The organism is Halomonas sp. CnH100-B, assembly GCF_024124605.1.
Taxonomy (GTDB): Bacteria; Pseudomonadota; Gammaproteobacteria; order Pseudomonadales; family Halomonadaceae; genus Vreelandella.
Map to the genome: position 1 here is coordinate 215,290 of NZ_JAMXRX010000003.1, position 25,126 is coordinate 240,415.

Sequence of the window (25,126 nt, forward strand, 5' to 3'; positions counted from 1 at the left end):
TCTTATTGGGCGAGTGCCGTTACAGCTGAGCATCCTCTGGCGGTTCGCCAATGGTGCCCGGCATGGCCTGTACGTGGCCACCTGCCAGGGTGAGGAAGTGCAAGTGGCGCTCGTACTCGGCCACCAAATCCCCAATCACCTGACCCCGAGTGTAGCCATTGAGGTCTTTCTCCTGACCGCCTTCGGCAAGGTACACATCCAGACGCACGTAGAAGTCATCGTCTGCTGGAATAAAGCTCGGTGTCCGCATGCGGTGCGGGCAAACCTGGTAAACAAAGCTCGTCGCGTCACCAAAATCGACCTGAAGCGTCAGCGTGGGCAGCGACTCCCCCTCGACCTGCTCTTCGGTGACGTTAGCGGCCTGACCACGGCTCTCCAGCTCCTGGGCAAACTGTGTCATCGCGGGGCGAATCGAGTGCTGAATGGTCGCCGCGGCACCGGCACGGTTGGAGGTGTCCAGCGCGCGATCCAAACGCTCCCGCCAGTCGCCGCCCGGGGCACCGCCCGCAATCATGCGGCGTGCGTCGGCTTTGCTGCCTTCCAGCTTCAGCGCTTTATAGGTGCCCACCATGATGGCAAAGATCACCACCGAGAAGGGCAGCGCCGTAATCACGACTGCGCTTTGTAGCGCGTTTAAGCCGCCTGCCATGAGCAGAGCCACGGTAATCAAGCCAATCACGGCCGACCAGAAGATGCGCAGCTTCACCGGCGCATCGTGGTTCACGTCGCTTAAGATCGAGGTGAAGTTGGCCAATACCAGCGCACCCGAATCCGCCGAGGTAATGAAGAAGACGATACCCAACACGGTCACGACGGCGGCGGTAATGCCCACATAGGGGTAGTACTCAAGCAGCGTATACAGCGTGGTTTGCGGTGAGTTCAGCGCCTGTTCGCCCAGCTCGACAACGCCCTGGTTGGCGACCAGCTCGATACCGCTGTTACCGAAAATGGACATCCACACCATCATGAACGACAGCGGAATGAACAGCGCACCGGCCACGAACTGACGAATGGTACGACCGCGAGAGATACGCGCCAGGAACAGGCCTACGAAAGGCGTCCAGGCGATCCACCAGCCCCAGAAGAAGATGGTCCACCACATTTTCCACTCTTGGGCGCCTTCATCGGCAAAGGCGTAGGTGTCGAAGCTGGCAGCCACGAAGCCAGAGAGATAGTCGCCCGCGTTGTTGACCACCTTATCCAGCACCACCAGGGTGTCGCCGGAAAAGAGCACGAACAGCATCAGCGCCAGGGCCAACAGCATGTTGAACTCGGAGAGGCGACGAATGCCTTTCTCGACGCCGGTGACTACCGAGATCGTGGCGAGTACGACCACCAGCACGATCAAAATGACCTGCACCGTCAGCGTTTCCGGCACGTCGAACATGTAGTTTAGGCCGTAGTTGAGCTGAATCACGCCAATGCCCAAGCTGGTGGCAATACCGAACACGGTCGAAATGACGGCAGTGATATCGACGGCGTTGCCAATCGGGCCGTGAATGCGCTTGCCCAGCAGCGGATAGAGCGCGCTGCGAATCGCCAGCGGCAAACGGTGACGGTAGCTGAAGTAGGCCAGGGCCATGCCCATCAGCACGTACAGACCCCAACCGGAGAGCCCCCAGTGCAGGTAGGTTTGTACCACGGCGTTGCGCATGGCCTCTTGGCTTTCAGGAGTTAGATCCGGCGGTGCCAAATAGTGGGCAACCGGCTCGGCAACGCTGAAAAACAAAAGGTCAATGCCAATGCCTGCGGCAAACAGCATGGCCGACCAGGAGAGTAGCGAGAACTCAGGCCGTGAGTGGTCGGGGCCAAGGCGGATGCTGCCGTAACGGGACATGCCGATGATCACCACGAACACCAGATACGCCACAATCGCCAGCATGTAGTACCAGCCAAACGTTTTGCTCACCCAGGCAAGGCCTGCATCGAAGAAAGCGCCTGCTTGCTCGGTGAACAGCATCGTCATGATCAAGAACACGAGAATACCGGCGACGCTGCCGTGGAAAACCACGGGGTTCAAGCGGTCTCGTGAGGGGAGGACGGGGTTGTCTTTCGCCATGGAGGCGGACTCCTGTTGTTAAGACAAAGATGAGAAACACGTTATTTTTGAATGAACGTTCAAATAAAATACGCGCTTTAGGCGTTCACTTCAAGTCGAGCGCCAAGCAGGCCAGCCAGGAGGGAGGCGCATGAGACAGGGCGCGTAAGGGGCTACGGGAGGAGTATAGAAACAAACGCGCCCAGCTAAGCTGGGCGCGGAGAGAGTGTTTGACGCTAAATAAACGCTTACTCGGCAGCAGCCTCTTCGGTGTCCATGTCGCGGGTGGAATCGTCATGGTGACCGCGTTTGCCGTGGCCACTATGACCACGCTCCTGGCGGTACTCAGCGTGCATGTCGTGCATGGCATCACGCAGCGCCTGCTGCTCTTCGTCGGAGAGAATCTCGGCGACACGGGCTTGATGCTCTTCACGCAGTGCCAGGACGGCCTCACGATGCTCGGCGTGGGCCTCATTGAGGGCTGCTTGCTGCTCCTCGCTCAGTTCAGCGCGCTGGTAAACTTCCTGGCGGCGCTCTTCCATGCGCTCTTTCATGGCCTCACGATCCATGCCTTGGCCATCGTGGTGATCCGCTTGTGCGGTGAAGGCTAACGGTGTCAGGGCGACGGCCAGCAGAGCGGGCGCGAACAGTTGGCGAAGTGACATCTTCATGGCATACCTCATCGGTGAATACATGGTAATTTGACGATGTCAGTATTCATGGGCTTGGTGTAAAACGTTTGCACAAAGTGTGCAACAACCGTGACCTTCTCAGATGAGACGAAACGACAAGATAGAGCACGGGGCGGTTGAGCGGTGAGGGGAAACGCCACTACCGTTGGTCAGAAGGAGAGACGCATGCCAGATATTCGTGGTCTACGCCGAATCGTGAGTGTCAGCGCGCTAGCCGTGTGGTTAAGCGGCTGCGGTGCCACGCATCAAGTCAGCCAAGGGGAGCCTGCCATCGAGCAGGGCACGCTGCGCGCCCCCCAGCCGTTTAGCCGCCTAGCTCCTCAGCCCTACACGCCTGAGACGTGGCCCGAAACCTTACGTGCCCAGGTGCTGCTCCCCGAGACGTCAGGCGACACACATCGTCCTGCGGCGCTCGTGGTACACGGTGGGGGGTGGCGTAATCGAGGGCCGGAGGATATGGAGGGCATCGCGGCGCAGTTGGCGGCCCAGGGATACGTCACGGTGAATATCGAACACCGCTTTGCCCCTGACTATCGTTTCCCCGCGCAGCTACACGATCTCCAGCAGGCGATGGCCTGGATACACGACAACGCCACTGACTGGCAGATCGATACCGACCGCATCGTCGGTGTCGGGTTCTCCTCCGGCGCGCATTTGGTCAGCTTGCTTGCCCTGGCTGGCAGTGAAGGCCCGTTGGCAGCGCCTTATGGCGGGGAGCATGCGCGTTTGGCAGCAGTGCTGGCGGGCGGGTTACCCAGTGATCTGTTGAAATTCGACGATGGACGTCTCGTGATCGACTTTATCGGCGGCACACGTGCCGAGCGGCCGGAGGCCTACGCGCTGGCCTCTCCGGCCCGGCAAATCACCGCTAAGGCACCGCCGTTTTTCCTGTTTCACGGCAGCTGGGACCAGCTCGTGCCGGTCGATCACGCCACTGACTTCTACGCAGCGTTGAAGGCCCAGGGGACGCCTAGCGAACTCTACCTGCAGCGCGGGCGTGGCCATGTCACGAGCTTCCTACTGCGCGGAAGCGCCATCGAGGCGGGGATTGCGTTCTTGAACCGCCATGTCGCGCCTGAGTAAGTGGCTTATCCCTCGGGCTGATACTTATAGCCCACCCCATACACCGAGCGGATGATCTCCTGGTCGGGCAGGGCTTCGGTGATCTTTTTACGCAGCTTCTTGATGTGGCTGTCGACCGTGCGTTCGGACACGATGCGGTTGTCGCGGTACATATGATCCATCAGCTGCTCGCGGCTGAAGATCCGGCCAGGCGACTGCATCATCACGCGCAGCAGTTGAAACTCCACGGCGGTTAGCCCTAGGTCATGGCCATTGGCGAGCGCCTGCCAGCCCTCTTCGTCCAGCGTCACCGGGGCATGCTTGGCGGTGGTTGGGGCATCGCCCTGTGCGACGGCATGGCTTCTGCGCAGCACGGCTTTGACACGCGCCACCACTTCGCGCGGGCTAAAGGGTTTGCAGATGTAATCATCGGCACCCAGTTCGAGCCCGAGGAGACGATCCACTTCTTCTACTTTGGCGGTGACCATGATGATCGGCAGGGTCGGCCACTGTTGGCGAATTTCTCGGCAGAGCGTCAGGCCATCTTTGCCCGGCAGCATCACGTCCAACAGCACCAGCGACGTCGAGTGTTGTGTCAGCCAGGGCATGACGTCACTGCCATGGCTGATAATGGTCGGAGCGAAGTTATTGCTTTGCAGGTAGTCCGCCATGAGGCGGGCAATTTTAGGCTCGTCCTCCACGATCAGTAGGGAGGTCTCCTGAGAGAGACCGTCTTGGGCGAGAGCCTCGGGGTGTTCAGCACGCTGGGTCATCGCAAGCTCGCTTAGGGTCGGGTTAAGAGACGGTTAATAGCGGAAACCGCAGGGTCCAGGTCAAGCCGCCAAGGGGCGAAGCGCTGGGGGTGAGGGTACCACCATGGGCCGTTACCAGCGCGCTGGCAATGGAAAGCCCTAGGCCGCTTCCGCCGCTGGCGCGGTTGCGGGAACCCTCCACGCGGTAGAGTCGCTCGGTCAGCCGTGACAGCTCTCCCTCGGGAACGCCAGGGGCACTGTCTTGCCAGGTAATCACCGCGTCGCCCCGTTCGCAGGTCAGGGCAACGTTTAGCTTGCCAGGCGGTTGGGTGTAGGCGCAGCTGTTATCCAGCAGGTTGCTCCACAGCTGGCGCAGCCGTTGGGCATCGCCGCGAATCATCACATCATCGGCCAGGTCCGTGGTGAGGGTCAGGCCGCTCTCTTCCAGCCAGCGGTCGGCGTCGTTCAGGCGGCTTTCCAGGCTTTCGCTGAGATTCATGGGGGCAAGCTGGATATCCAGCGCGCCCGCATCGCTTTGGGAGAGCAGGCGTAAATCGGCTACTAAGCGCTCTAGCTGAGCCACTTCCTGGGCCAGTGAACTTAAGTTTTCCTGGTTCAGCGGGCGGATGCCATCCTGCATGGCTTCAATTTCACCGCGCAACACGGCCAGCGGGGTGCGCAGCTCGTGGGCGGTGTCCGAGACCCAGCGGGCGCGGGCTTCACGGCTGGCTTCGAGGGTGGCAGCCAGCACGTTGAAATCGCGAGCGAGGCGGGAAAGCTCATCTTTGCCACGCTCCGGCAGGCGGGTGTGGTAGTCGCCTTCGGTCAAACGCAGCGTGGCCCCGGCCAAGGCGCGGGTGCGCCGACCCAGCCACCAGGAGAGCCCGCCCGCCAGCAGCAGCGAGGCCAGCCCTAGCGAGATCACGATAAGCACGAGGTTACGCTGCTGGCGCTCCAGAAAGCGGCTCTCCATGCGCTCCATCATCTCCTGCGGCGGGCGAAAACCCAGCGCGCCAATCGCTTCCCGCTGGCCGCTTGGGGTCATTTCGCTGTATAGCGTCAGCCAGCGCCAGCCCATTGAGCCACGCGGTGCATCTGCTGGCGGCACCACATACTCACCGTCGCTATCGCGCAGCGCGAAATCCTGGGCTTCGCCAAGGGGAGAGGGGCGGTCGCGATGCTCCTGGCCGAGCTCAAAGCGCACAATATAGGGCCAACGATCAGGCGACGTTTCTAACCAAGCCCAGTCGCCCTGGGTTTCCCAGCGGGTAATCAGTCCATCGGCGAGCAGCGTGGCCCGCCGCTCCTGGGCCTGATTGAGATACTCCAGAAAGCCGCGGTCGATGCTGTACGAGACCGCCAGAAACACGCTCGCCGCGATGGCCACGTTAACGCTGAGAATCGCCACGAACAGCTTTAGCCCCAGCCGCGAGGGCCGCCACTGACGCAGTCGGGTCCATCTACTCATTAGTTCACGCCCTGCTGGCTAGGTTGGCGCGGCGCGTTTAACCGTTCACGCAGATTTTCCAGCCCTAAATAGAGGCAGGGCACCACCAGCAGCAGAATCATGGTGGCGAAGAGCATGCCAAAGCCTAGCGAAATCGCCATGGGGATCATAAAGCGTGCCTGGCGTGAGGTTTCCAAAATCATCGGCGCAAGCCCCAGGAACGTGGTCAGCGTGGTCATCATAATCGGCCGCAAGCGACGGGTAGCGGCGGCCACAATCGCTTCGCGAGGCGCCATGCCTTCCCGTCGCTTACGGTTAGCGTAGTCGATCAACACCAGCGCATCGTTAATCACCACGCCGGAGAGCGCTAGCATACCTAATAGGCTGATGATCGACAGCCCAAAGCCCATCAGCATATGACCGCCCACGGCGCCGACGATACCAAACGGAATTGCGGCCATCACCAACAGCGGCTGCAGGTAGCTTCTGAACGGAATGGCGAGCAGCGCATAGAGGGCCGCTAACATCAGCCACATGGCATTACGCAGGGTGGCGAGGTTGTCGGCGGTATCCTGTTGACGGCCGCCCATGCTCACTTCAAGCCCTGGCCAGGTGTTGCTGAGCGTGGGGAAGACCTCTTCTTGAAGGGTGGCGAGCACTTGGTTAATCGCTTGGTCGCCCTCTGAATCGGCAGTGACGGTGATAATCCGCCGCCCATCGATACGCTGCAGGCTGCTAGAGGCTTGGCTCAGAGTGATATCCGCGACTCTAGAGAGCGGCACGCTCATCCCGTCGGGGGTTCTGACCGGCAGGCGGTATAGCTCGCTAAGGCTGTTGCGCGACTGCTCCGGCAGGCGCACTTCCACGCTCACCTCCTGGCGGCCGATAAACTGCTCCACCGCCGTGGCTCCTTGCAGCGGGCCGCGCAGCGCCTGGGCGAGGTCGCTGCCGGTCAGCCCGAGTGAACGCCCTTCGGCGGAGAGACGCATCTCTAGCTGCGGCTTGCCATCGCCCAGGCCGCTGTCGATATCGGTTAAGCCATACTCTGCCAACCGTTCTGCCAAACCTGCGGCGGCGTCTTCTAGTACTTGGGTATTGGGGTGGGAGAGCCGCAGGCTCAGCGCCGCCCCGCTGCCGGGGCCGCCAAAGTCAGACTCAAAACGTACCGACTGCGCGCCTAACAGATCCCCGGTGAGATCCCGCCACTCCTGGGCAATGCGAGAAGGGGGCCAGGCATCCAGGCTTTCCGGCGCGATATCCAAACGCACTTCCAGGCTTTCGCCATCTAGGCTGCTACGGGTACTGCTGAAGGTGAGCGTCTCTTCCTGCTCGCTGAGCTGCGCGGCGGCATTGAGGAGCTGTTGGCTTAGCTCGCGGCTCACGCTGATATGGCTGCCAATCGGCAGGGTGACGGTGGCTTGCACCTGATCAGACTCGACCCGAGGCATCAGCGAAAAACCCAACCGCCCGCTCATTGCCCAGGCCATGGCCACGCAGAGAATGGCGACACCAATGGAAACGGTCAGCAGGCGCTGATTGAGCGCGCGCTGTAACAGGGGTTCAAACTGTTGATAGGTGAAGTGATGCAAACCGCGCTGCATACTGAGTCGCACCGCTTCTATAGGCCGCTGCCACGCGGGCGTTTGGCGGGGCTTGCTGGCGTGGGCCAAGTGGGCGGGCAGAATAAACAGCGCTTCCACTAGCGAGATAATAAACACGGTAATCACCACCACCGGCACGGTGGCAAAAATCAGCCCTAAAAAGCCCGGCAGGAACAGCAGCGGGAGAAACGCGACGATATTGGAGAGGATGGCAAAGGTCAGCGGGGTGGCAATTTCTTGAGCGCCTTTAACCGCTGCATCTCGCAGCGAGTAGCCCTGCTCTCGGTAGCTGTAGATGTTTTCGCCCACCATGATGGCGTCATCCACCACGATGCCGAGGGCGATGATAAAGGCGAACATCGACATCATATTGAGCGATACGCCGACCCAGGGCAGAAACAGCATGGCCCCTAAAAACGCCGTGGGAATGCCTAGCGTGACCCAAAAGGCCAGCTGCGCCTCTAGAAACAGCGCCATCAAAATCAGTACCAGAGCCAAGCCCATCCAGGCGTTTTTCAGCAGCAGGCTGAGGCGGTCTTCGTAGACTTCCGAGCTATCCCGTGAAACGTCCAGGCTGACGCCTTCAGGCAGGTTGGCCTGCAGCCGCTCTAACTCCCCGTAAACCGCATTAGAAATACTCGTGGGCGTTTGGTCGCCGATTTGATACACATCCACCGATAGCCCCGGCTGGCCGTTGTAAAACTCCTCCCGGTCGGTTTCGGCAAAGCCTTCGCTCACTCTGGCGATATCGCCGAGCATAACGGGCGCACCCTGGGCTGTGTTCAAGATGGGCAGTTCGGCAAACTCTTCGGCACTGTTGCGCCGCCCCTGGTAGCGAATCAGCCACTCACCCTCGTCGGTTGTGAGCTGGCCGCTGGCAAGATCCAGCGCTTCCTCGGCGATGCGGCTGGCTAGCTGCTGATGATCCAACCCGTAGCGCTCGATGGCCTCGTCATCCAAATGAACCTGGATTTCCCGTTCGCGGTTGCCGGAAAGCTCTGCGCGGGAAATACCGCTGGTGGCCTGCAGCTCGGCGCGTACGTTCTCGGCGGCGTCGTGAAGCGCGGCCAAGCCAACGTTGCCATACACCTGAAGGCTGACCACGCTGCGCGAGCGGCCTGCCAGGGTGAAGCGGGGCGGGTCGGCGGCGGCGGGCAGGGTGGTGATGGCGTTCACGGATTGCTGAATATCCTGATACGCCCGCATCACGTCCACGCCATCAATCAGCGTGGCGCTCACCACCCCGCTGCCTTCGCTGGCGCTGGCGGTCAGTTCATCGATGCCTTCCACATCGGCAATCGCGGCCTCGACCGGGAGTAGCAGGCTCTGCTCTACATCCTCCGGCGTGGCACCCGGATAGCTGATGGTGACCTGAACGATTTCGGTCTCGAATTCAGGGAAGACCTCTTTTTTAATCGCCAGCGATGCCATTAACCCGCCGATGATAAACAGCACCATCATCAGGTTAGGAGCGACGCCGTGATCGACCATCCACGCCAGTGGGCCTTTACGCATCATTGCGCCGCTCCCTCATCCTGAGCGGGGGTATCGCCACGCTGGCGAATCCGTACTTCCTGGCCCTCCCGGGGTTGGGCCAGCCCGGCAGTCACCACCCGCTGGCCTGGCTCCAGGCCGCTGCGTATCAGCACTTCTTCCTGGCCGCGATAGGCGAGCGTGACCTGGGTGCTCTGCAGGCGATTATCCTCATCCACCCACCACACCTGTTCGCCGGGGCGTAGTGCGGCTGAGGGCAGCGCAATCAAGGGCTCTTCGGCGGTGGTATGGAACGCCACGCGCAGCACATCGCCCAAGCGCAGGGCGGGGCCGTCCTGGTTGAGCGCCAGCGGATCATCCACGGCAATCAACAGCTGTGCCTGCAGGCCGTTCTCTTCGAGGTTGGGCAGAATAGAGAGCAACGTGCCTTCCCGAGAGGCGCCTTCTGGCCAGCCTTGGCTGGTCAGCGTGACGCTCCCCCCCGGCGATAGCCAATCCAGCGTTTCGCCCGGCAGCGAGGCGCGCACCCAAAACTGCTCAACGCCGACTAGGCTTGCGACAGCAGTGCCTTGGCTCAGCAGGCTGCCAGCGCCCACCAAACGCTCTTGCACCATGGCCCGCCACGGGGCGGTTAAGGTCGCACGCTCTAGGTTGAGCGCCGCTTGGTCGCGCACCACGCGGGCTTGGGTCAGTTGAGCTTGGGCCTGACGGAGCTGCGGTTCACGCAGTACCAGCGCGCGGCGTTCGGCGCTGAGCTGGCGGCCAAAGGATTCGTACTCGCTGCGCGCGCGCTGCTGCTCGGCCTGCTCTAAGGCGAGCTGCGCCTGGGCATTTGCCAACTGGGCTTCGGCGTCTTCTAACGTTAAGCGCAGGTCGGCTTGGTCGATGTGGGCCACAGGCTCCCCTTGCTCCACGACTCGCCCAGGCAGCACGCCATCGCCAAAGCGCTCTAGCTGGCCCGCTACGCGGCTGGCAAGCTCGGTGGATTTTTCTGCCTCAACGCGGCCAAAGCCGTTCAGAGTGGGGGACTGCACCTGCTGTTCCGTAGTGATGACATCGACCACAGGCGGCGTTGGCGGTGGCGGCGGGCGGCGCTCGACCCGGGGTGGCTGGCTAACGATCCACCAAGCGAGAGCTAAACCACCGACAAACACCAATAGCGCTGCCAGCGCACCGAAGCCGATGCGACCTTGCTGAGAAAAAGCGTAAAAGCGAGAGGGGGTCATGGACGGGCGTTATCCGTTGGCTGAGAGCGAAAATTCCAGAAAAGAGCGCGTATCATGCTAGCATCACCGATTGCCACGCAGCGATTAGGTAAGCTTTGTGCAAAAAGTGTGCAACCCGACGTGACGGGGCTTTTTTGCACCAAACGCTGACGCAGCAAGCAATAGCTGCCATCATTCATGTGAAAAGCCATAGACTCCCTGGTCTGTATGACGTTATGAAAAACACCGCCACCCGCGACAAACTCATTGATTCTGGTGCCGAGCTGATTGCCCAGCAGGGCTATAACGCGACGGGTATCAATGCTGTATTAAAAACCTGCGGTGTCCCCAAAGGCTCGTTCTACCACTACTTTTCTAGCAAAGAAGATTTCGGCTTGGCGGTTATCGAGCGCTTCGCCGACGATTACGATGCGTCGTTAGCGGCGCTGCTGGAAGATCCCTACCTGCCGCCCCTGGAGCGTTTGCGCCGCTACTTTGCCACCGGGCGCGCCCATATGCTCGACTGCGATCACACCACCGGCTGCTTGATCGGTAATCTGGGTCAGGAGCTTTCCGGGCAGAGTGATACCTTCCGTGATGCCCTGAATCTAGTGTTTCAGCGTTGGGAAAAACGCTTTGTGGCCTGCTTGAGCCAAGCCCAGGCCGACGGCACGATCAATACCGCCGTTGCCCCTGAGGCGCTGGCCAGCTTTATTCTCTCCGGATGGGAAGGGGCGATTCTGCGGGCCAAAACACTCAAATCTCTGGCCCCTATGGAACACTTCGAGGCCATTTTGTTCGATCACGTACTGGCCCCCCGCTAGCAGGCGATACATCAATGGCGAGCGCGGAAGTGGTAATCACCGCTAGGCACGTCGTTGTTCACGGCGGCGAGCAGGGAGGCATCCAGCGACGGGTCATCCAGCGCGACCAAGCCGCACTGTGACAGCGCGTCGCGTAAGCGGATCTGTTCATCCAGACGTTGGTAAACCACGCGCACGCAGCAGGGCATGCGCTCGCTATTATCCGCCACGCCCATTTTCAGGCCCGTTAACCGCGTGACCTGGCTTTGAAAGCTGGGGAATAGAATGGTCTGGGTGATCTCGTGACCGTTGAGGGTTTCGTGGTCGACCAAAAACAGCCGGTCGGCTAGCTTGACCGCCGCCCCGACATAGCGGTTATGGCAGGGGCGTTTCCCCGGCACCACCTGCATTCGCTCGGTGCGCTGATACACCACGCCGCCTTCTCGCTCTTCCAAACACACCAGCGTGCGCATTAAATAGCCGGGGCGCGACATAGAGTGATAAAGCTCGAAATAGCGCCCTAGATAGCGCTCCATGCCTTCGCTGCCGCGCTGAATTAGCGCGTTGGGCCAGGGCAGCGAGGTGCTCGCGGTGTCGGCATTGAGCTGGCCGGTTTGTACCAGCGCCCGAAAATCGTGGTGGGGCAGGGCAATGTCGTCTGGCGTGACGCCAAAAAAGTGGCAAATACGCTGGAGCGCGGCATGGCTGGGGTAGTAGCGTCCGCTGAGGTAGCGGTTGAACTGCGCCCGGTTGATGGGCAGGCGACGGCACACGTCGGCAATGGAGGGGTAGTAACTGCACAGCAGGCGCAAATTGGCCACAAATTCATCATGCATGGGCGAGACTCGAGGCTCTTGGGCGGTGGCGGTGCGGCTAATGTGCCGCCTTGCGCCCAAGAGTGCAACGGCTCGCTCTTTACGTCCGCTTAAAATAAGCGGTGCGCGTGGTTAGAAGCCCTCTAACACCAACTTACCCACGGTGCGATTACTTTCAATCAGCGCGTGGGCACGCGTTAGGTTATCGGCAGTGATGGGGCCAAGCACCTCGCCCAGCGTCGTGGTTAAACGGCCGCTATCCACCATGGCGGCGACATCAGCCAATAGGTCGTGCTGCTTGGCAATGTCCTCGGTGGTAAACAGCGGCCGCGTGAACATCAGCTCCCAGTGCAGTGACAGGCTCTTGAGCTTGAGTTTGCGCACGTCGATCAGCTCCGGGTCATCGATCAGCGCCAGTTTACCCTGGGGCTTCAAGGCATTGATGATCGCCTCAAAGTGGTGGTCGGTTTGGTTCAGGCTGATCACCATATCCACCTGCTCGTAGCCTGCCCCTTTTAGCGCTTCATCCAGCGGCTGGTGGTGGTCGATCACCGCATCCGCGCCTAACGACGTGACCCAGGCTTGGCTTTCCGGGCGAGAGGCCGTCGCAATCACGGTGATATCGGTGAGCTGCTTGGCGAGCTGAATCAGAATCGAGCCAACACCCCCCGCAGCGCCTACCACTAACAGGGTTTTGCCTTTGGTGTCGCGCATGCCCAGCTCTAGGCGGTCGAACAGCAGTTCCCAGGCGGTAATGGCGGTTAACGGCAGGGCGGCGGCCTGGGCGTCGGAGAGGCTCTTCGGCGCTAGGCTGGCGATGCGCTCATCGACCAACTGGTACTCAGCGTTGGAGCCTTGGCGTGCGATGCTGCCCGCGTACCACACCCGGTCACCCGGCTGAAAGCGAGTGACCGCACTGCCCACGGCATCGACCACGCCCACCGCGTCGTAACCCAGCACGCGCGGCTCGCCGCCTTCGGGCAGCGCGCTCTTGCGCACCTTGGCATCCACCGGGTTAACGGAAACCGCACTCACCGCGACGCGAATATCGTGGGGCTCGGGGGTGGGCAGCGGTAGCTCGACGGCGTGCAGGGCGTCTGGGTGGTCGATCGGCAGGCTTTTGGTAAACGCAAATGCTTTCATAGTGGCTCTCTGAGGGATGATGAATGGCGTCATCATGCCTGGGTGTCGTTTTATGAAAAAGAGGGCTAATGTAGCTAACAGTTTCTCATTTTCTTTGAAAATAAGGGCGCCATCGACCCATGCGTACCGATGACCTAAACGTGCTTGTCTACGCCGCCGAGCACGGCAGCCTTTCCGCCGCCGCGCGGGAGCTGGCGATTACCCCAGCGGTGGCTAGCGTGGCGATCAAACGGCTTGAAGACGCGCTAGGCACGCGGCTGCTGGTTCGCTCTACCCGCAGCTTGCGGCTAACGCCCGCCGGGGCGCACTATTTAGTCCATGCGAAAACGGCGCTGAGTGCCCTTGCTGAAGGGGAGAAAGAGCTGCACCGCGAGCGCCAAGAGATTGCGGGAGAGCTCAGTCTCTCCATGCCGTCTGATCTAGGCCGCAACGTGCTGCTGGGCTGGCTGGATCGCTTTATGGCGCGGCATCCGCAGCTGCGCCTGCGGCTTCGGGTGAGTGACCGGGTGAGCGATTTGTTTCGCCAGCCGGTGGAGATTGCCCTGCGCTACGGCGTGCCGGAGGATTCCAGCTTGGTAGCCCTGCCGCTAAAAAGCGATAACCACCGGGTAGTGTGCGCAGCGCCAAGCTATATCGCGCGCCACGGCGAGCCTGCCACGCCGGAGGCGCTATGCCAACACAACTGCCTCTGCTTCAACCTGGGTGAGCGGGTGCACAACCAGTGGCAGTTCGGCAGTGAGCGTATCAGCGTGCAGGGCAATCGGGTGAGCGACGATGCCGAGTGTGTACGCCGCTGGGCGCTGGCGGGAGAGGGCATTGCCTATAAATCTCGCCTCGATGTTCAGGCAGACCTCGATGCAGGCCGCTTGGTGGCGCTGTTGGCCTCGTTTTCTACCGAGCCCGCGCCGCTGTATCTCGTCTGCCCGCATCGGCTGTCGCTCACGCCCGCTGTGGTCGCGCTGAAAGACTTTCTGATCGAACGGTTAGAAGAGGACGCCAAGTGAAGAGCATTATCTATCCGCGAGGAGCTAGCCATGTTTGAGGGGTTTGAGAAACAGACACGCCGCGTTAACGGCGTCGATATTGCCTATCGGATGGGCGGCAGCGGCCCGGCGCTGCTGCTGCTTCACGGCCACCCGCAGACCCATATGATTTGGCACAAAGTCGCGGGCACGCTTGCCCAGCACTTTACGGTGATTGCCGCCGACCTGCGCGGCTACGGCGACAGCAGTAAGCCGGATGACGACGCAGCGCACTTCAATTACGCCAAGCGCACCATGGCCGCCGATATGGCGGAGCTGATGAGCGCGCTGGGGTTCGAGCGTTTCAAGGTGCTAGCCCACGACCGTGGCGCGCGGGTGGCGCATCGTTTAGGCGTTGACTCCGCCGAGCGGGTCGAGCGCATGGTGCTTTTAGATATCGCCCCCACGCTGGCCATGTACCGTGGCACCAATGAGGCGTTCGCCCGCAGCTACTGGCACTGGTTCTTTCTGATTCGCCCCCAGCCGCTGCCAGAAATGCTGATTCAAGCCGATCCCGCTCAGTACTTAAAAAGCGTGATGGGCGCCCGCAGCGCGGGCATGGCACCGTTCGCCCCAGAAGCGCTGGCAGAGTACGAGCGCTGCCTGGCGCTTCCCGGCACGGCCACCGGCATCTGCGGCGACTACCGCGCCAGCGCGACTATCGATTTAGAGCACGATCAGGCGGATATCGATGCGGGTGTGAAACTGACCTGCCCCATCAACGTGATGTGGGGTGCCCAAGGGGCGATTGAAGCCTGCTTTGATGCCCTGGGCGAGTGGCGCAAGGTAGCGACCCAGGTAGAAGGCAAGGCGCTGCCTTGCGGGCACTATATCGCCGAAGAGATTCCTGACGTGCTGTTAGAGGAAGCGCTGCCGTTCTTGCTGGATCCGCAATAAGCGATTCACGCGACTGCCCAAGACGAAGCGGGCAAAAAACTGGATAATGGCCGCCATTCGCCTGATGCGTTGGCGCTCAGGCACACTCATTACTCCGGACGCCCGCTTATGGAAATCAAAGTTAACTATCTCGACAACCTCCGCCTGGAGTCCAAGTTCGACGATTTTACGGTCATCTCCGACCAGCCGATTCGCTACAAGGGCGACGGCTCGGCCCCTGGCCCGTTTGACTACTTCCTGGCGTCGTCGGCCATGTGTGCCGCCTACTTCGTCAAGGTGTACTGCAACGCGCGCAATATTCCCACCGAGAACATTCGCCTGTCGCAAAACAACATCGTTGATCCGGAAAATCGCTACAAGCAGATCTTCAAAATCCAGGTCGAGCTGCCGGAAGATATCTCGGAAAAGGATCGCGAAGGCATCCTGCGCTCCATCGACCGTTGTACAGTGAAGAAGGTCGTTCAGACCGGCCCCGAGTTCCAGATCGAAGTGGTCGAAAACATCGACGAAGACGCCCAAGCGCTGCTGATGGGCGCGCCGGAAGGAGGCAGCACCTTTATCCCCGGTAAAGACCTGCCGCTGGAGCAGACCATTGCCAATATGAGCGGTATTTTGGCCGACCTCGGCATGAAGATCGAAATTGCTTCATGGCGCAATATCGTGCCCCACGTGTGGTCGCTGCATATCCGCGATGCGGCGTCCCCCATGTGCTTTACCAACGGCAAAGGCGCGACCAAAGAGAGCGCGCTCTGTTCGGCGCTGGGCGAGTTTATCGAGCGCCTGAGCTGCAACTTTTTCTACAACGATCAGTTCTTTGGTGAAGAGATCGCGGGCAGCGAATTCGTTCACTACCCTAACGAGAAGTGGTTTAAACCAGGGCCGAATGACGAGCTGCCGGAAGGCATTCTCGATGAGCATTGCCTGGCGATTTACAACCCGGAAGGCGAGCTGGGTGGCTCGAACCTGATTGATACCAACTCGGGCCGCGAAGATCGCGGCATCGTTTCGCTGCCCTTTGTGCGCCAAAGCGATGGCGAAACGGTCTACTTCCCCTCCAACCTGATCGAAAACCTGTTCCTCAGCAACGGCATGAGCGCGGGCAACACCCTGGTGGAAGCCCAGGTGCAGTGCCTCTCAGAAATTTTCGAGCGGGCGGTGAAGCGGGAGATCCTCGAACAGGAATTGACCCTGCCCGACGTACCCCAAGAAGTGCTGGCCAAGTACCCGAGCATTGTCGAGGGCATTAACGCCCTGGAAGCCCAGGGGTTCCCAGTGTTGGTCAAAGATGCCTCCATGGGCGGGCAGTTCCCGGTGATGTGCGTCACCTTGATGAACCCGCGCACCGGCGGCGTGTTTGCCTCCTTCGGTGCCCACCCAAGCTTTGAAGTGGCGCTGGAGCGCAGCTTGACCGAGCTGCTCCAAGGCCGCAGCTTCGAAGGCCTGAACGACCTGCCGCTGCCAACCTTCAACTCGCAGACCGTCTCCGAGCCCAACAACTTCGTCGAGCACTTCATCGACTCGGTGGGCGTGGTCTCCTGGCGCTTCTTCAGTGCCAAGCCCGACTTCGAGTTCAGCGAGTGGGACTTCTCCGGCAGCAACGACGAGGAAGCCGAGACCCTGTTCGGTATTTTCGAAGAGCTGGGCGCGGAAGTGTACATGGCGGTACATGAAGACTTAGGCGCGCCGGTCTGCCGCATTCTGGTGCCGGGCTACTCCGAGGTGTACCCGATTGAAGACCTGATTTGGGACAACACCAATAAGGCGCTGGACTACCGCGAAGATATCCTCAACCTGCACCGCCTGGATGACGACCAGCTCACCGATCTCGTCGAGCGCTTGGAAGAGAGCCAGATGGACGACCACGCCGATATCATCACGCTGATCGGTATCGAGTTCGACGAGAACACCGTGTGGGGCCAGTTGACCATTCTGGAGCTGAAACTGCTGGTCTACCTAGCACTGGGCCGCCATGAAGAGGCGCTGGACTGTGTGCAGATGTTCCTTCAGTACAACGACAACACCGTCGAGCGCGGCCTGTTCTATCAGGCGGTAAACGCGGTGCTGGAGATTGAGCTGGACGACGAATTGGAGCTGGACGACTACTTGCCCAACTTCAAGCGCATGTTCGGCGAAGCGACCATGGAAGCCGTCGTGGGATCAGTAGACGGCAGCGTACGCTTCCACGGCCTAACGCCCACCAATATGCAGTTAGAGGGCTTGGATCGCCACCAGCGCCTGATCGAAAGCTACAAGAAGCTTCACGCAGCGCGGGCGGCAAAAGCGGGCTTCTAACGGCAGTTATCGGTGAGCAAAAACAGCGGTGCGTGGCCTTCAGTGGCCCGCACCGTTTTTTATGTGGTGCACTCTGGTGCAGTAATTGGCGCAGTGAGTGCAACCAACTGCACCGCTGCGCCAAATTTCATGGCAGGCTTGGCTTGGTACAACACTCTTCGCGCATCTCAATAGCAAAAAGACGCGGTCGTTAACGACGCAACTTCCATAACGCTCAATAATAACGCGGAGAGTATCCCATGCTCGATATGCTCAATGACCTCCTCTGGGGGAAGGTTCTACTCGTTTTACTGGTGGGAGTGGGGATCGGTTTTACCGTTGCCTCCCGCTTTGTGCAGTTTCGCTATTTCGGTGAAATGTTTCGCATCCTGGGCTCAGGACAAGCTTTCAAGCGTAATCAGCACGGCCACTTAAGCTCCTTCCAGGCGCTGGTGCTGTCGGTGGCTGGACGTGTAGGCGGCGGCAACATTGCCGGTGTGGCCGTGGCGATTACGCTGGGCGGCCCCGGTGCCGTTTTCTGGATGTGGTTGGTGGGCCTGATGGGCATGGCCACCAGCTTTCTGGAGTGTACGCTGGCGCAAACCTATAAAGAGGCCGAGGGCGACGGCACCTACCGTGGCGGCCCGGCGTATTACATCGTCAAAGGCTTGGGCAAGCAGTGGCGCTGGCTGGCGGCGTTCTACTCGGTGCTGCTGCTGATTACCTTCGGCTTTGCCTTTACGGCCCTGCAGTCCTATGCCGTTGCCACGTCGTTTGGCGACGCCTTTGGCGTGCCGGTGCTGTACAGCGGTATCGCGCTGGCCATGTTGGTGGGGCTGATCATCTTTGGCGGTATCAAGCGTATTGCCCGTATTTCCGAATTTCTGGTGCCGTTCATGGCCGTGGGCTACATCGCCGTGGCGCTGCTGGTCATTGCGTTGAACATCACTGAGATTCCTGGTGTGATCGCGCTGATCGTGAAGAGCGCGTTTGGCCTGGAGCCGCTGGTGGGCGGCGGTATTGGCGCTGCCATCATGATGGGCTTGAAACGCGGCCTGTTCTCCAACGAAGCGGGCCTGGGCAGTGCGCCCAACGTGGCCGCCGTTGCCTACGTGCCGCACCCGGCCAACCAGGGCATCGTGCAGGCGTTCTCGGTGTTTATCGATACGGTAATCATCTGTTCGGCCACGGCGTTTTTGATTCTGCTCAGCGGCGTATACGACCCGGCCGCCGGTGCTGGCGTTGAAGGCATTGCGCTGACCCAGGCTGCTCTGGCAGACCACGTGGGCGAGTGGGGTCGTACCTTTGTGAGCCTGGCGCTGCTGCTGTTCGCCTTCAGCACCATTTTGTACAACTACTACCTGGGCGAGAACAGCCTGAACTTCTTCAGCCGCGATAACCAGAACCTGTTCAACGCCTTCCGCGTGGCGATTGTGCTGCTGGTGTGCTGGGGTGCGACCACGGATCTAGGCACCGTGTTCGGCTTTGCCGACGTGACCATGGGCCTCTTGGCGGTGGTGAACCTGGTGGCGCTGATTCTGCTGTTCAAGTGCGGCCTGCGTATCATGAACGATTTCGATAGCCAGCGCCGTCAGGGCATCAAACAGCCGATTTTCGACGCCAACCAGCACCCGGATCTCGACCTGGACCCCAAAGCGTGGGAACTGGAGCCCGAAGAGGCCGAAGCGCTGAAGCAGCGCTTGGAAAGCGCGCCGGCGAAGTAAGTTCGTTTTTTCAATCTTCGTTTTTTTCAATCGACTGTACATCAGGTAAGGAGCGCTCATGCCACGCGTTCTCATGCTCTACACTGGCGGCACCATTGGTATGCAGCCATCGCCCCAGGGGTATGTACCCAGCGCGGGGCTGGCCGAGCGCTTAGCGGCGCAGCTGGCCTTGGGCGACCCTTACCGGCTGCCTGCTTTCGATGTGGTGGAAATGCAGCCACTGATCGACAGCGCCGAACTGATGCCCGAGGCGTGGAATCGCCTCGTGGCCGTGCTGGAAAGCCACTGGCAGGCTTACGATGCGTTCATCATCCTGCACGGCACCGATACCATGGCCTACAGCGCTGCGGCGCTATCGTTTATGCTCGGTGCGCTCAACAAGCCGGTGATCTTCACCGGCTCTCAAATTCCGCTGGGTGAGCCAAGAAGCGACGCGCTGAACAACGTGGCCAGCGCGCTACAGCTGGCTGCTCATCCGGCCACCCCCTGCGAAGTGAGCCTGCTCTTTCATGACCGGCTGCTGCGCGGCAACCGCGCCCGCAAGGTGCGCACGCAAGGTTTGGATGCCTTCGATTCTCCCAACTTCCCTTGGCTGGCCGAGATAGGCATTGGCATTAGCTTTCCCCAACCGTCGGCGCTGCTCAGCGGGGAGCCCAGTTTTTCACCCCTTCAGCTAGACGACGACGCGGTGGCGGTACTGCCGCTGCATCCTGGTATGTCGTTAAGGCGTGCTAAAGCGCTGCTGGAGGATGCCACTCTCAAAGGATTGGTGATCTCAAGCTATGGCGTGGGCAATCCGCCAAGCTTTGAAGGTGAACTGCTAAACGCCATGCAAGCCGCTAACGAACGGGGGGTGGCGCTGCTCAACGTCACTCAGTGTGCCCAGGGGGAGGTCGTTCAAGACGCCTACGCCACGGGGGCGGCACTCAATCAAGCGGGCGTGATCGCCGGGGGCGATATCACGCTGGAAGCTGCCGTCGCGAAGCTTACCGTGCTGCTTGGCCAAGGGCTTTCTGGGCCAGCGCTGCGCAAAGCGCTCAGTGCGCCCATTCGCGGTGAAGCGACGGCCCGTTAGCGGGATGTCACGCTCAGCGCGGTCACGGTCAGTAAGATAATCCCCATGCCGACCATCTGAATCATCTCCAAATTTTCACCCAGCACCGCCACCCCAAACAGCGTGGCGGTGACCGGCTCGACCATGGCCACCATGGACGCTAACGCCGGGGCGGCGTGTTTGATGCCTACCGCATAAAGCAGAAACGACAGGCCCGCTCCCAAAATACCCAACGCCACAAACAGCGGAAGCTCTGGTGCGCTGACCACGCTGATGGTTTGAGACAAATCGGCTGGCACAATCAGAACGACGGCCAGCACCGTGAAGGCAATCGAAAGCACGGCGGAGGGGCTGCCATGGGGCGCGGCGTATTTGAAACTAAAAATGAACAGCGCGTAGGAAAGTCCCGCCAGTAGACCCGTGGCGACGCCCATCAACGACAGGTCACCTGCGCCAATGGCGTACAGCTTGGTCAGTAGCACCACGCCGACCATGACCAGCGCGATGGCCAGCCACTTAACGGCCGTCGGGCGCTCAAGCTTGAGCGCAAACGAAGCCAGATAGACAAACACCGGAGCGCAGTACATCAGGGTAGCCGCCACCGCCACGCTGCCGTGTTCGATACTGAGAAAGTAGAAGGTAAAGTTGCCCGCCACCCCCAGGCCCGCCACCACTGACCAGAACCATAGCGGCCTGCTGGCCAAGCCGCGACCGCCCCGTTGCAATACAAGCCACACCAGTGCGAAGACGAGCCCGACAAAGCCGCGATAAAACGAGACCACGGCAGCGTCCCAGCCGCTATCTAACAGAATCCCCGCGATGCCTCCGGAAATACCCCAGAAGAGCGCCGCGAGCGCAATCAACATCGTGCTGGCGCCTGGCATGATTCACCTTTCGTCCATGAATGGTTTGGCGTGGCCTTGAAAGGTAGACGCTGTCACCAGTGAACGAAAGCGTGGGAGTCACTTCTTAACCAAAGAACCAGTAACACACAACAATGGCGGTAGTAATGCCTGCCGCGTCGGCTACTAACGCGCAGCCCAAGCCGTGGCGAATGCGGGTGATGCCTACGGCACCGAAGTAAACCGCCAGCACGTAAAACGTGGTTTCGGTGCTGCCTTGGAAGGTGGCCGCCAGTAGCCCAGGGAAGCTATCGACACCAAAGGTGTTCATGGTTTCGATCATCATGGCTCGGGAGCCACTGCCGGAAAGGGGCTTCACAAAGGCGGTGGGCAGCGCATCCACAAAGCGGGTGTCCCAGCCGATGCCCTCAACCAGCCAGCGGATACCGCCAAGCCCGGCATCCAGCACGCCGCTGGCGCGTAGCACACCCACCGCGACCAGCATGGCAACCAGGTAGGGCAGCAGTGTGATGGTAAAGCTCATGCCCTCTTTAGCCCCTTCGATAAAGGCGTCGTACACCTTCACTCCGCGCAGCGCGCCAACCACCAGAAACATCATCACAATGCTAAACAGGGTCAGATTGCCCACCAGGGTTGAAGCCGCCGCCAGCGCCTGAGCGGACATCCCCGCCAAGGTAGTGATCAATAGCCCTAACGCTAACGCAGCCGCCACTAAATAGGCCAACACGACCGGGTGCCAGAGCTTTAAACGCTGCATCACCGCTACCGCCAACAGCCCAGCCAGGCTAGAGGCGCTTGTCGCTAACAAGATTGGTAAAAAGACCAGCGTCGGGTCGGCGGCTCCCTGTTGGGCGCGGTACATAAAAATAGTGACGGGCAGCAGGGTGAGCGACGACGTGTTGAGCACTAAAAACAGGATTTGCGCGTTGCTGGCAGTCTCACTGCTGGGATTAAGACTTTGCAACGAATGCATCGCTTTGATACCGATCGGCGTGGCGGCGTTATCCAGGCCGAGAATGTTCGCCGCGAAGTTCATGCTGATTAGCCCCATGGCCGGGTGGCCACGGGGCACTTCTGGCATCAAGCGGCTAAACAACGGGTCGAGTACCCGCCCCAGCAGTCGTATTAATCCCGCCTTTTCGGCAATGGAAAGAAACCCCAGCCACAGCGTCATGGTGCCCAGCAGCACCAAGATAATATCGACGCTCACTTTCGCCATATCGAACAGCGACTGCACCAAGCGGGCAAACACGTCGCTATCGCCACCCACCAGCCACTGCCAGAGCGATGCCGCAAAGGCGGCAATAAAGAAGCTTAACCAGATTCCGTTGAGCATGGCGGGTGGGCGTCCTTGGTCATAAAAGAGGGTATGCGCTTGCTGCGTATCCTAACCAAGGAGCGCCCGTGCGTGCTAACCCGAAAGCGAAAGAAAGAACAGAATCAGCGGCGGGGAGAGCAGCGAGAGGATAAAGCCGCTCACCACGGCAATGGGCACGCAGGCCACGCCGCCGTGTTGTTGAATGACGGGCAGGGTGAAATCCATGGAGGTCGCCCCGCCGTAGCCAATCGCCAGCGCGGTGTGGCGGTGAATGACCAGCGGGATCAGGATGAACGCCAGCAGCTCGCGGGTGAGGTCGTTGAAGAACGCCACACCACCCATCAGCGGGCCAAGCTGGTCGCCAATCAGGATGGCGGACAGCGAGTACCAGCCGAAGCCTGAGGCCATGGCCAGACCTTCGTTCCAGCTCAGCGCAAGCAGCGGGGCGGCCACTAAGCCCGCTAGCAGCGAGCTAACGGCCAGCGTGACTGCAATGGCGAGCCCCAAGCGGTTGAGCAAAATTTGCTTCAGCGGCATACCGGAGTTGCGTAACTGGCAGCCAATCAACACCAGCAGCAGGTACAGCACCCACTCAGCTAGCCAGTCAGCGGTGGTGAACAGCGCCTCGCCAACCATTGGCCCAAGCAGCAGTCCCATGGTGACGCCCGCCGCCACCACGCCCACCAGCAGTAGCGAGCCCTGCATGGCGGCGAGTTTGCTGGTGGGGGCATCTTTCACTACCGGCGAGCCGCCCGCGCTTAAGCGCACTCGCCGAGAAAGCCACCATAGTGCAGCTAAGTTAAACAGCGTGGTGATGCTAAACAGCAGTAGGGCGTTGCCACCCAGACGAGAGAGCTGGCTGCCCAAATTCTCAAGCCCGGCGAGGCTCACGCCCATCAACAGCAGTATCAGGTACACCGAGCCGCTAACGGCTCGGTTAATCAGATTCAGCAAGCGGGTCGAACGGACACGTACCAAGTAGCCCAAAAATAGCGGCAATAAAACGATCAATAGGCCAGAAAGCATTTAGGGAGCGTTACCCCCGGCGGGGTTGAATTGGGTCATGGTGAGCGTCGTTTGTCTGCGTCCCTCTTTCTCATACGTGGCAGAGAGGATGAGTCCCGGCCATTCGGGATGAAAATTGATCAGCAGGTGACGATCAGGTTTCTCGGCATCGATCAGCGTGACCTGTTTGGCCTCGAACTCACCGGCAGGCACGCGGGCTGTGGTGGGCGCATTCACATAGTACTGAAAGTTTTCGTCCCGCCCGCGATGGTCCACGAAGCTGATATCACAGGGGCTGCTTTCTGTGCAGCCCTCGGTGCCTGCCCGGCGGGAGAGGTCGAAAAGCGCGGCCTGACGGTCGATGGAGCTAATATCGCCCTCGTTGAGCTGATAGCTGTCACCCACACCGAAGAGCGAATAGCTGCTGTTGTAGAGCAGTGAATGAGTGCTGTCGTCGTCAATCGAAAAGCGGCTGCGCTCCTGGCCGCGGGCCACCGCAATGGAGAAGCTCATATCGCTCAACCAGTGCGAGCCCTCGTTGGTGAGCGTATGCGTGATGGTCGCGCCGGGCCAGCCGCGAATCTCTAGCCGGTACTGCGCCTCGAACGGTTGTGGAGACACCAATGACGCGCCGTCATCGGCAAGCGCAGCGGTGCTTGTCATCAGCAGGGCACCCAAAGCAGCGCCAATCAAGCCGCGTTGCGCGGCACGAGCGAGTGTGTGATGCAAAGGCCCTTCCTCCATCCAGTCTGTTGTCCTAAGAGCCTTTAGCGAGCGCTTGGTTCCTTGGGCGAGTATAGCGAGCGCAGGGGGAGCCGTCAGTAGCCCATTGCCGGGTTCACGGTGGCCAGTGGCTCCCCTGCATCGAAAGCATGCAGGTACGAGATCACCTGATCGATGGCGTCGTTCAGTGGCGTGGGCGCCGCCATATGGGGTGTGACGAGGACCTTGGGGTGTTGCCATAACGGGTGGTCAGCGGGCAGGGGCTCTTCATGGAAGACATCCAACAGCGCGCCGCGCAGATGACCTGAATGCTCGTCCGAACCCAACGCGTTCAGCAGCGCCTGCTCATTGATCAAGCTACCGCGCCCAGGATTGATGACACTTGCCCCTTTGGGAAGTTGGGCCAGCCGCTGGGCGTCGAGAATGTGCCGAGTCGCTGCCGTGTCAGGCAGGATCGTCACCACGCTTTGCACTTGGCTCAACAGCTCGTTCAACCCGTCATCGCCGTGTAGGCAACGCACGCCGCTGATCTTTTTAGGCGTGCGGCTCCAGCCCAAGACGGGAAAGCCCGCCTGTTGAAGAGCGCTGGCGACATAGCTGCCGATGGCTCCTAGCCCCAACACGCCCACTGGCCAGCTCGCTTTATCGGGCACGGCATGGGGCTGCCACCGAGCAGTGGGCTGCTGCGCGGCGTAGCGATCCATGCTGCGGTAGAAGTGCAGCACGCCATAGAGCACGTAATCGGCCATGAGCTCGCTCATACCCGCGTCGCGCAATTTCACGATGGGCACGTCTTTGGGCAGCCCGGGGGTCTTGAGCAGATGGTCGACGCCTGCGCCTAGATTGATAATGCCTTTTAGCTGGGTTTGTTCCTGCAAAAGGTGCGCTGGCGCTTTCCATACGGCCAGGTAGTCGGCGTTGATGCGCTCGCTAGCAGGCGCGTCGCTGGTGAGAACGGTCGCCTGAGGCAGCGCTTCGGCAATGGCGTGTTGCCACTGTTCTGCGTCGTCGATATGCACCACGATTTTCATACCATCTCCTGATCATCTGCCCAATGCCGTTGCCCACTATCATGGGTGAGAGCGATAGGCGTGCGCAACCCGCGCTATGCCTGACGTTGCCCTCGTAAAGGCGCTGTCAACATTCGAATGAAGGGGGCGTTAACGGCATATGAAATTTTTGTCATAAAGGTTTTGA

20 protein-coding genes are annotated in these 25,126 nt (G+C 60.4%); 7 read left to right on the forward strand and 13 right to left on the reverse strand.

Features of this window, described 5'->3' with window-relative positions; translation table 11 throughout:
- Positions 1-19: 19 nt before the first annotated feature.
- Together betT and NH398_RS07755 are read right to left on the reverse strand one after the other, a co-directional pair.
- Positions 20-2,059, reverse strand: coding sequence for a choline BCCT transporter BetT (gene betT, locus NH398_RS07750; RefSeq protein WP_253017649.1), 2,040 nt, complete (start codon positions 2,057-2,059; stop codon positions 20-22).
- 227 nt (positions 2,060-2,286) lie between these two features.
- Positions 2,287-2,709 carry a hypothetical protein gene (locus tag NH398_RS07755; protein ID WP_253017651.1) on the reverse strand — a complete coding sequence of 141 codons (423 nt, stop codon included), beginning with the start codon at positions 2,707-2,709 and terminating at the stop codon, positions 2,287-2,289.
- A gap of 186 nt (positions 2,710-2,895) precedes the next feature.
- On the opposite strand from NH398_RS07755, the gene NH398_RS07760 reads away from it, so the two are divergent.
- Complete coding sequence (locus NH398_RS07760) at positions 2,896-3,813, forward strand: alpha/beta hydrolase (protein WP_253017653.1); 918 nt, start codon at positions 2,896-2,898, stop codon at positions 3,811-3,813.
- Positions 3,814-3,818: 5 nt separating this feature from the next.
- Here the strand turns inward: NH398_RS07760 and NH398_RS07765 are convergent, their stop codons facing one another.
- From NH398_RS07765 to NH398_RS07780, 4 genes are read right to left on the reverse strand one after another with little or no spacing between them, the layout of a single operon-like run.
- On the reverse strand, positions 3,819-4,565 hold the full coding sequence (locus NH398_RS07765) for a response regulator (protein WP_253017655.1): 747 nt from the start codon (positions 4,563-4,565) through the stop codon (positions 3,819-3,821).
- A 22-nt stretch (positions 4,566-4,587) separates the two neighbouring features.
- On the reverse strand, positions 4,588-6,012 hold the full coding sequence (locus tag NH398_RS07770) for an ATP-binding protein (RefSeq protein WP_253017657.1): 1,425 nt from the start codon (positions 6,010-6,012) through the stop codon (positions 4,588-4,590).
- On the reverse strand, positions 6,012-9,110 hold the full coding sequence (locus NH398_RS07775) for an efflux RND transporter permease subunit (RefSeq protein WP_253017659.1): 3,099 nt from the start codon (positions 9,108-9,110) through the stop codon (positions 6,012-6,014). Before NH398_RS07775 ends, NH398_RS07770 begins: the two co-directional genes overlap by 1 nt.
- Positions 9,107-10,312, reverse strand: coding sequence for an efflux RND transporter periplasmic adaptor subunit (locus tag NH398_RS07780; RefSeq protein WP_253017661.1), 1,206 nt, complete (start codon positions 10,310-10,312; stop codon positions 9,107-9,109). Before NH398_RS07780 ends, NH398_RS07775 begins: the two co-directional genes overlap by 4 nt.
- A gap of 215 nt (positions 10,313-10,527) precedes the next feature.
- On the opposite strand from NH398_RS07780, the gene NH398_RS07785 reads away from it, so the two are divergent.
- The gene (locus NH398_RS07785; protein WP_253017663.1) at positions 10,528-11,115 is read left to right on the forward strand and encodes a TetR/AcrR family transcriptional regulator; all 588 of its coding nucleotides are present in this window, start codon (positions 10,528-10,530) and stop codon (positions 11,113-11,115) included.
- Positions 11,116-11,126: 11 nt separating this feature from the next.
- Here the strand turns inward: NH398_RS07785 and NH398_RS07790 are convergent, their stop codons facing one another.
- Together NH398_RS07790 and NH398_RS07795 are read right to left on the reverse strand one after the other, a co-directional pair.
- Positions 11,127-11,930: a helix-turn-helix transcriptional regulator gene (locus NH398_RS07790; RefSeq protein ID WP_253017665.1), complete on the reverse strand. Its 804-nt coding sequence runs from the start codon at positions 11,928-11,930 to the stop codon at positions 11,127-11,129.
- Between the two features lie 111 nt (positions 11,931-12,041).
- Positions 12,042-13,052, reverse strand: a complete 1,011-nt coding sequence (locus NH398_RS07795; protein ID WP_253017667.1) for a zinc-binding alcohol dehydrogenase family protein — start codon at positions 13,050-13,052, stop codon at positions 12,042-12,044.
- 119 nt (positions 13,053-13,171) lie between these two features.
- Between NH398_RS07795 and NH398_RS07800 the strand changes: the two genes are divergently transcribed.
- From NH398_RS07800 to NH398_RS07820, 5 genes are all read left to right on the forward strand, one after another.
- Positions 13,172-14,056 carry a LysR family transcriptional regulator gene (locus NH398_RS07800; RefSeq protein ID WP_253017677.1) on the forward strand — a complete coding sequence of 295 codons (885 nt, stop codon included), beginning with the start codon at positions 13,172-13,174 and terminating at the stop codon, positions 14,054-14,056.
- Positions 14,057-14,086: 30 nt separating this feature from the next.
- Entirely contained in the window at positions 14,087-14,971 is an 885-nt protein-coding gene (locus NH398_RS07805; RefSeq protein WP_253017679.1) for an alpha/beta hydrolase, read from the forward strand.
- Between the two features lie 108 nt (positions 14,972-15,079).
- Entirely contained in the window at positions 15,080-17,263 is a 2,184-nt protein-coding gene (locus NH398_RS07810) for an OsmC domain/YcaO domain-containing protein (protein WP_253017681.1), read from the forward strand.
- Between the two features lie 239 nt (positions 17,264-17,502).
- Positions 17,503-18,966: an alanine/glycine:cation symporter family protein gene (locus NH398_RS07815; RefSeq protein ID WP_253017683.1), complete on the forward strand. Its 1,464-nt coding sequence runs from the start codon at positions 17,503-17,505 to the stop codon at positions 18,964-18,966.
- 58 nt (positions 18,967-19,024) lie between these two features.
- The gene (locus tag NH398_RS07820; protein ID WP_253017685.1) at positions 19,025-20,041 is read left to right on the forward strand and encodes an asparaginase; all 1,017 of its coding nucleotides are present in this window, start codon (positions 19,025-19,027) and stop codon (positions 20,039-20,041) included.
- Here NH398_RS07820 and NH398_RS07825 read toward each other — a convergent pair.
- From NH398_RS07825 to NH398_RS07845, 5 genes are all read right to left on the reverse strand, one after another.
- Positions 20,038-20,904 (reverse strand): DMT family transporter, encoded by an 867-nt coding sequence (locus tag NH398_RS07825; RefSeq protein ID WP_253017686.1) that lies wholly within the window; start codon positions 20,902-20,904, stop codon positions 20,038-20,040. The genes NH398_RS07820 and NH398_RS07825 overlap by 4 nt on opposite strands.
- A gap of 85 nt (positions 20,905-20,989) precedes the next feature.
- Positions 20,990-22,219 (reverse strand): spore maturation protein, encoded by a 1,230-nt coding sequence (locus tag NH398_RS07830; protein ID WP_253017687.1) that lies wholly within the window; start codon positions 22,217-22,219, stop codon positions 20,990-20,992.
- A 75-nt stretch (positions 22,220-22,294) separates the two neighbouring features.
- A complete protein-coding gene (locus NH398_RS07835; RefSeq protein ID WP_253017688.1) occupies positions 22,295-23,227 on the reverse strand; it encodes a lysine exporter LysO family protein in 933 nt (310 codons plus the stop codon).
- A complete protein-coding gene (locus NH398_RS07840) occupies positions 23,228-23,869 on the reverse strand; it encodes a hypothetical protein (protein WP_253018139.1) in 642 nt (213 codons plus the stop codon).
- Positions 23,870-24,024: 155 nt separating this feature from the next.
- Positions 24,025-24,960: a glyoxylate/hydroxypyruvate reductase A gene (locus tag NH398_RS07845; RefSeq protein WP_253017689.1), complete on the reverse strand. Its 936-nt coding sequence runs from the start codon at positions 24,958-24,960 to the stop codon at positions 24,025-24,027.
- Positions 24,961-25,126: the final 166 nt, after the last annotated feature.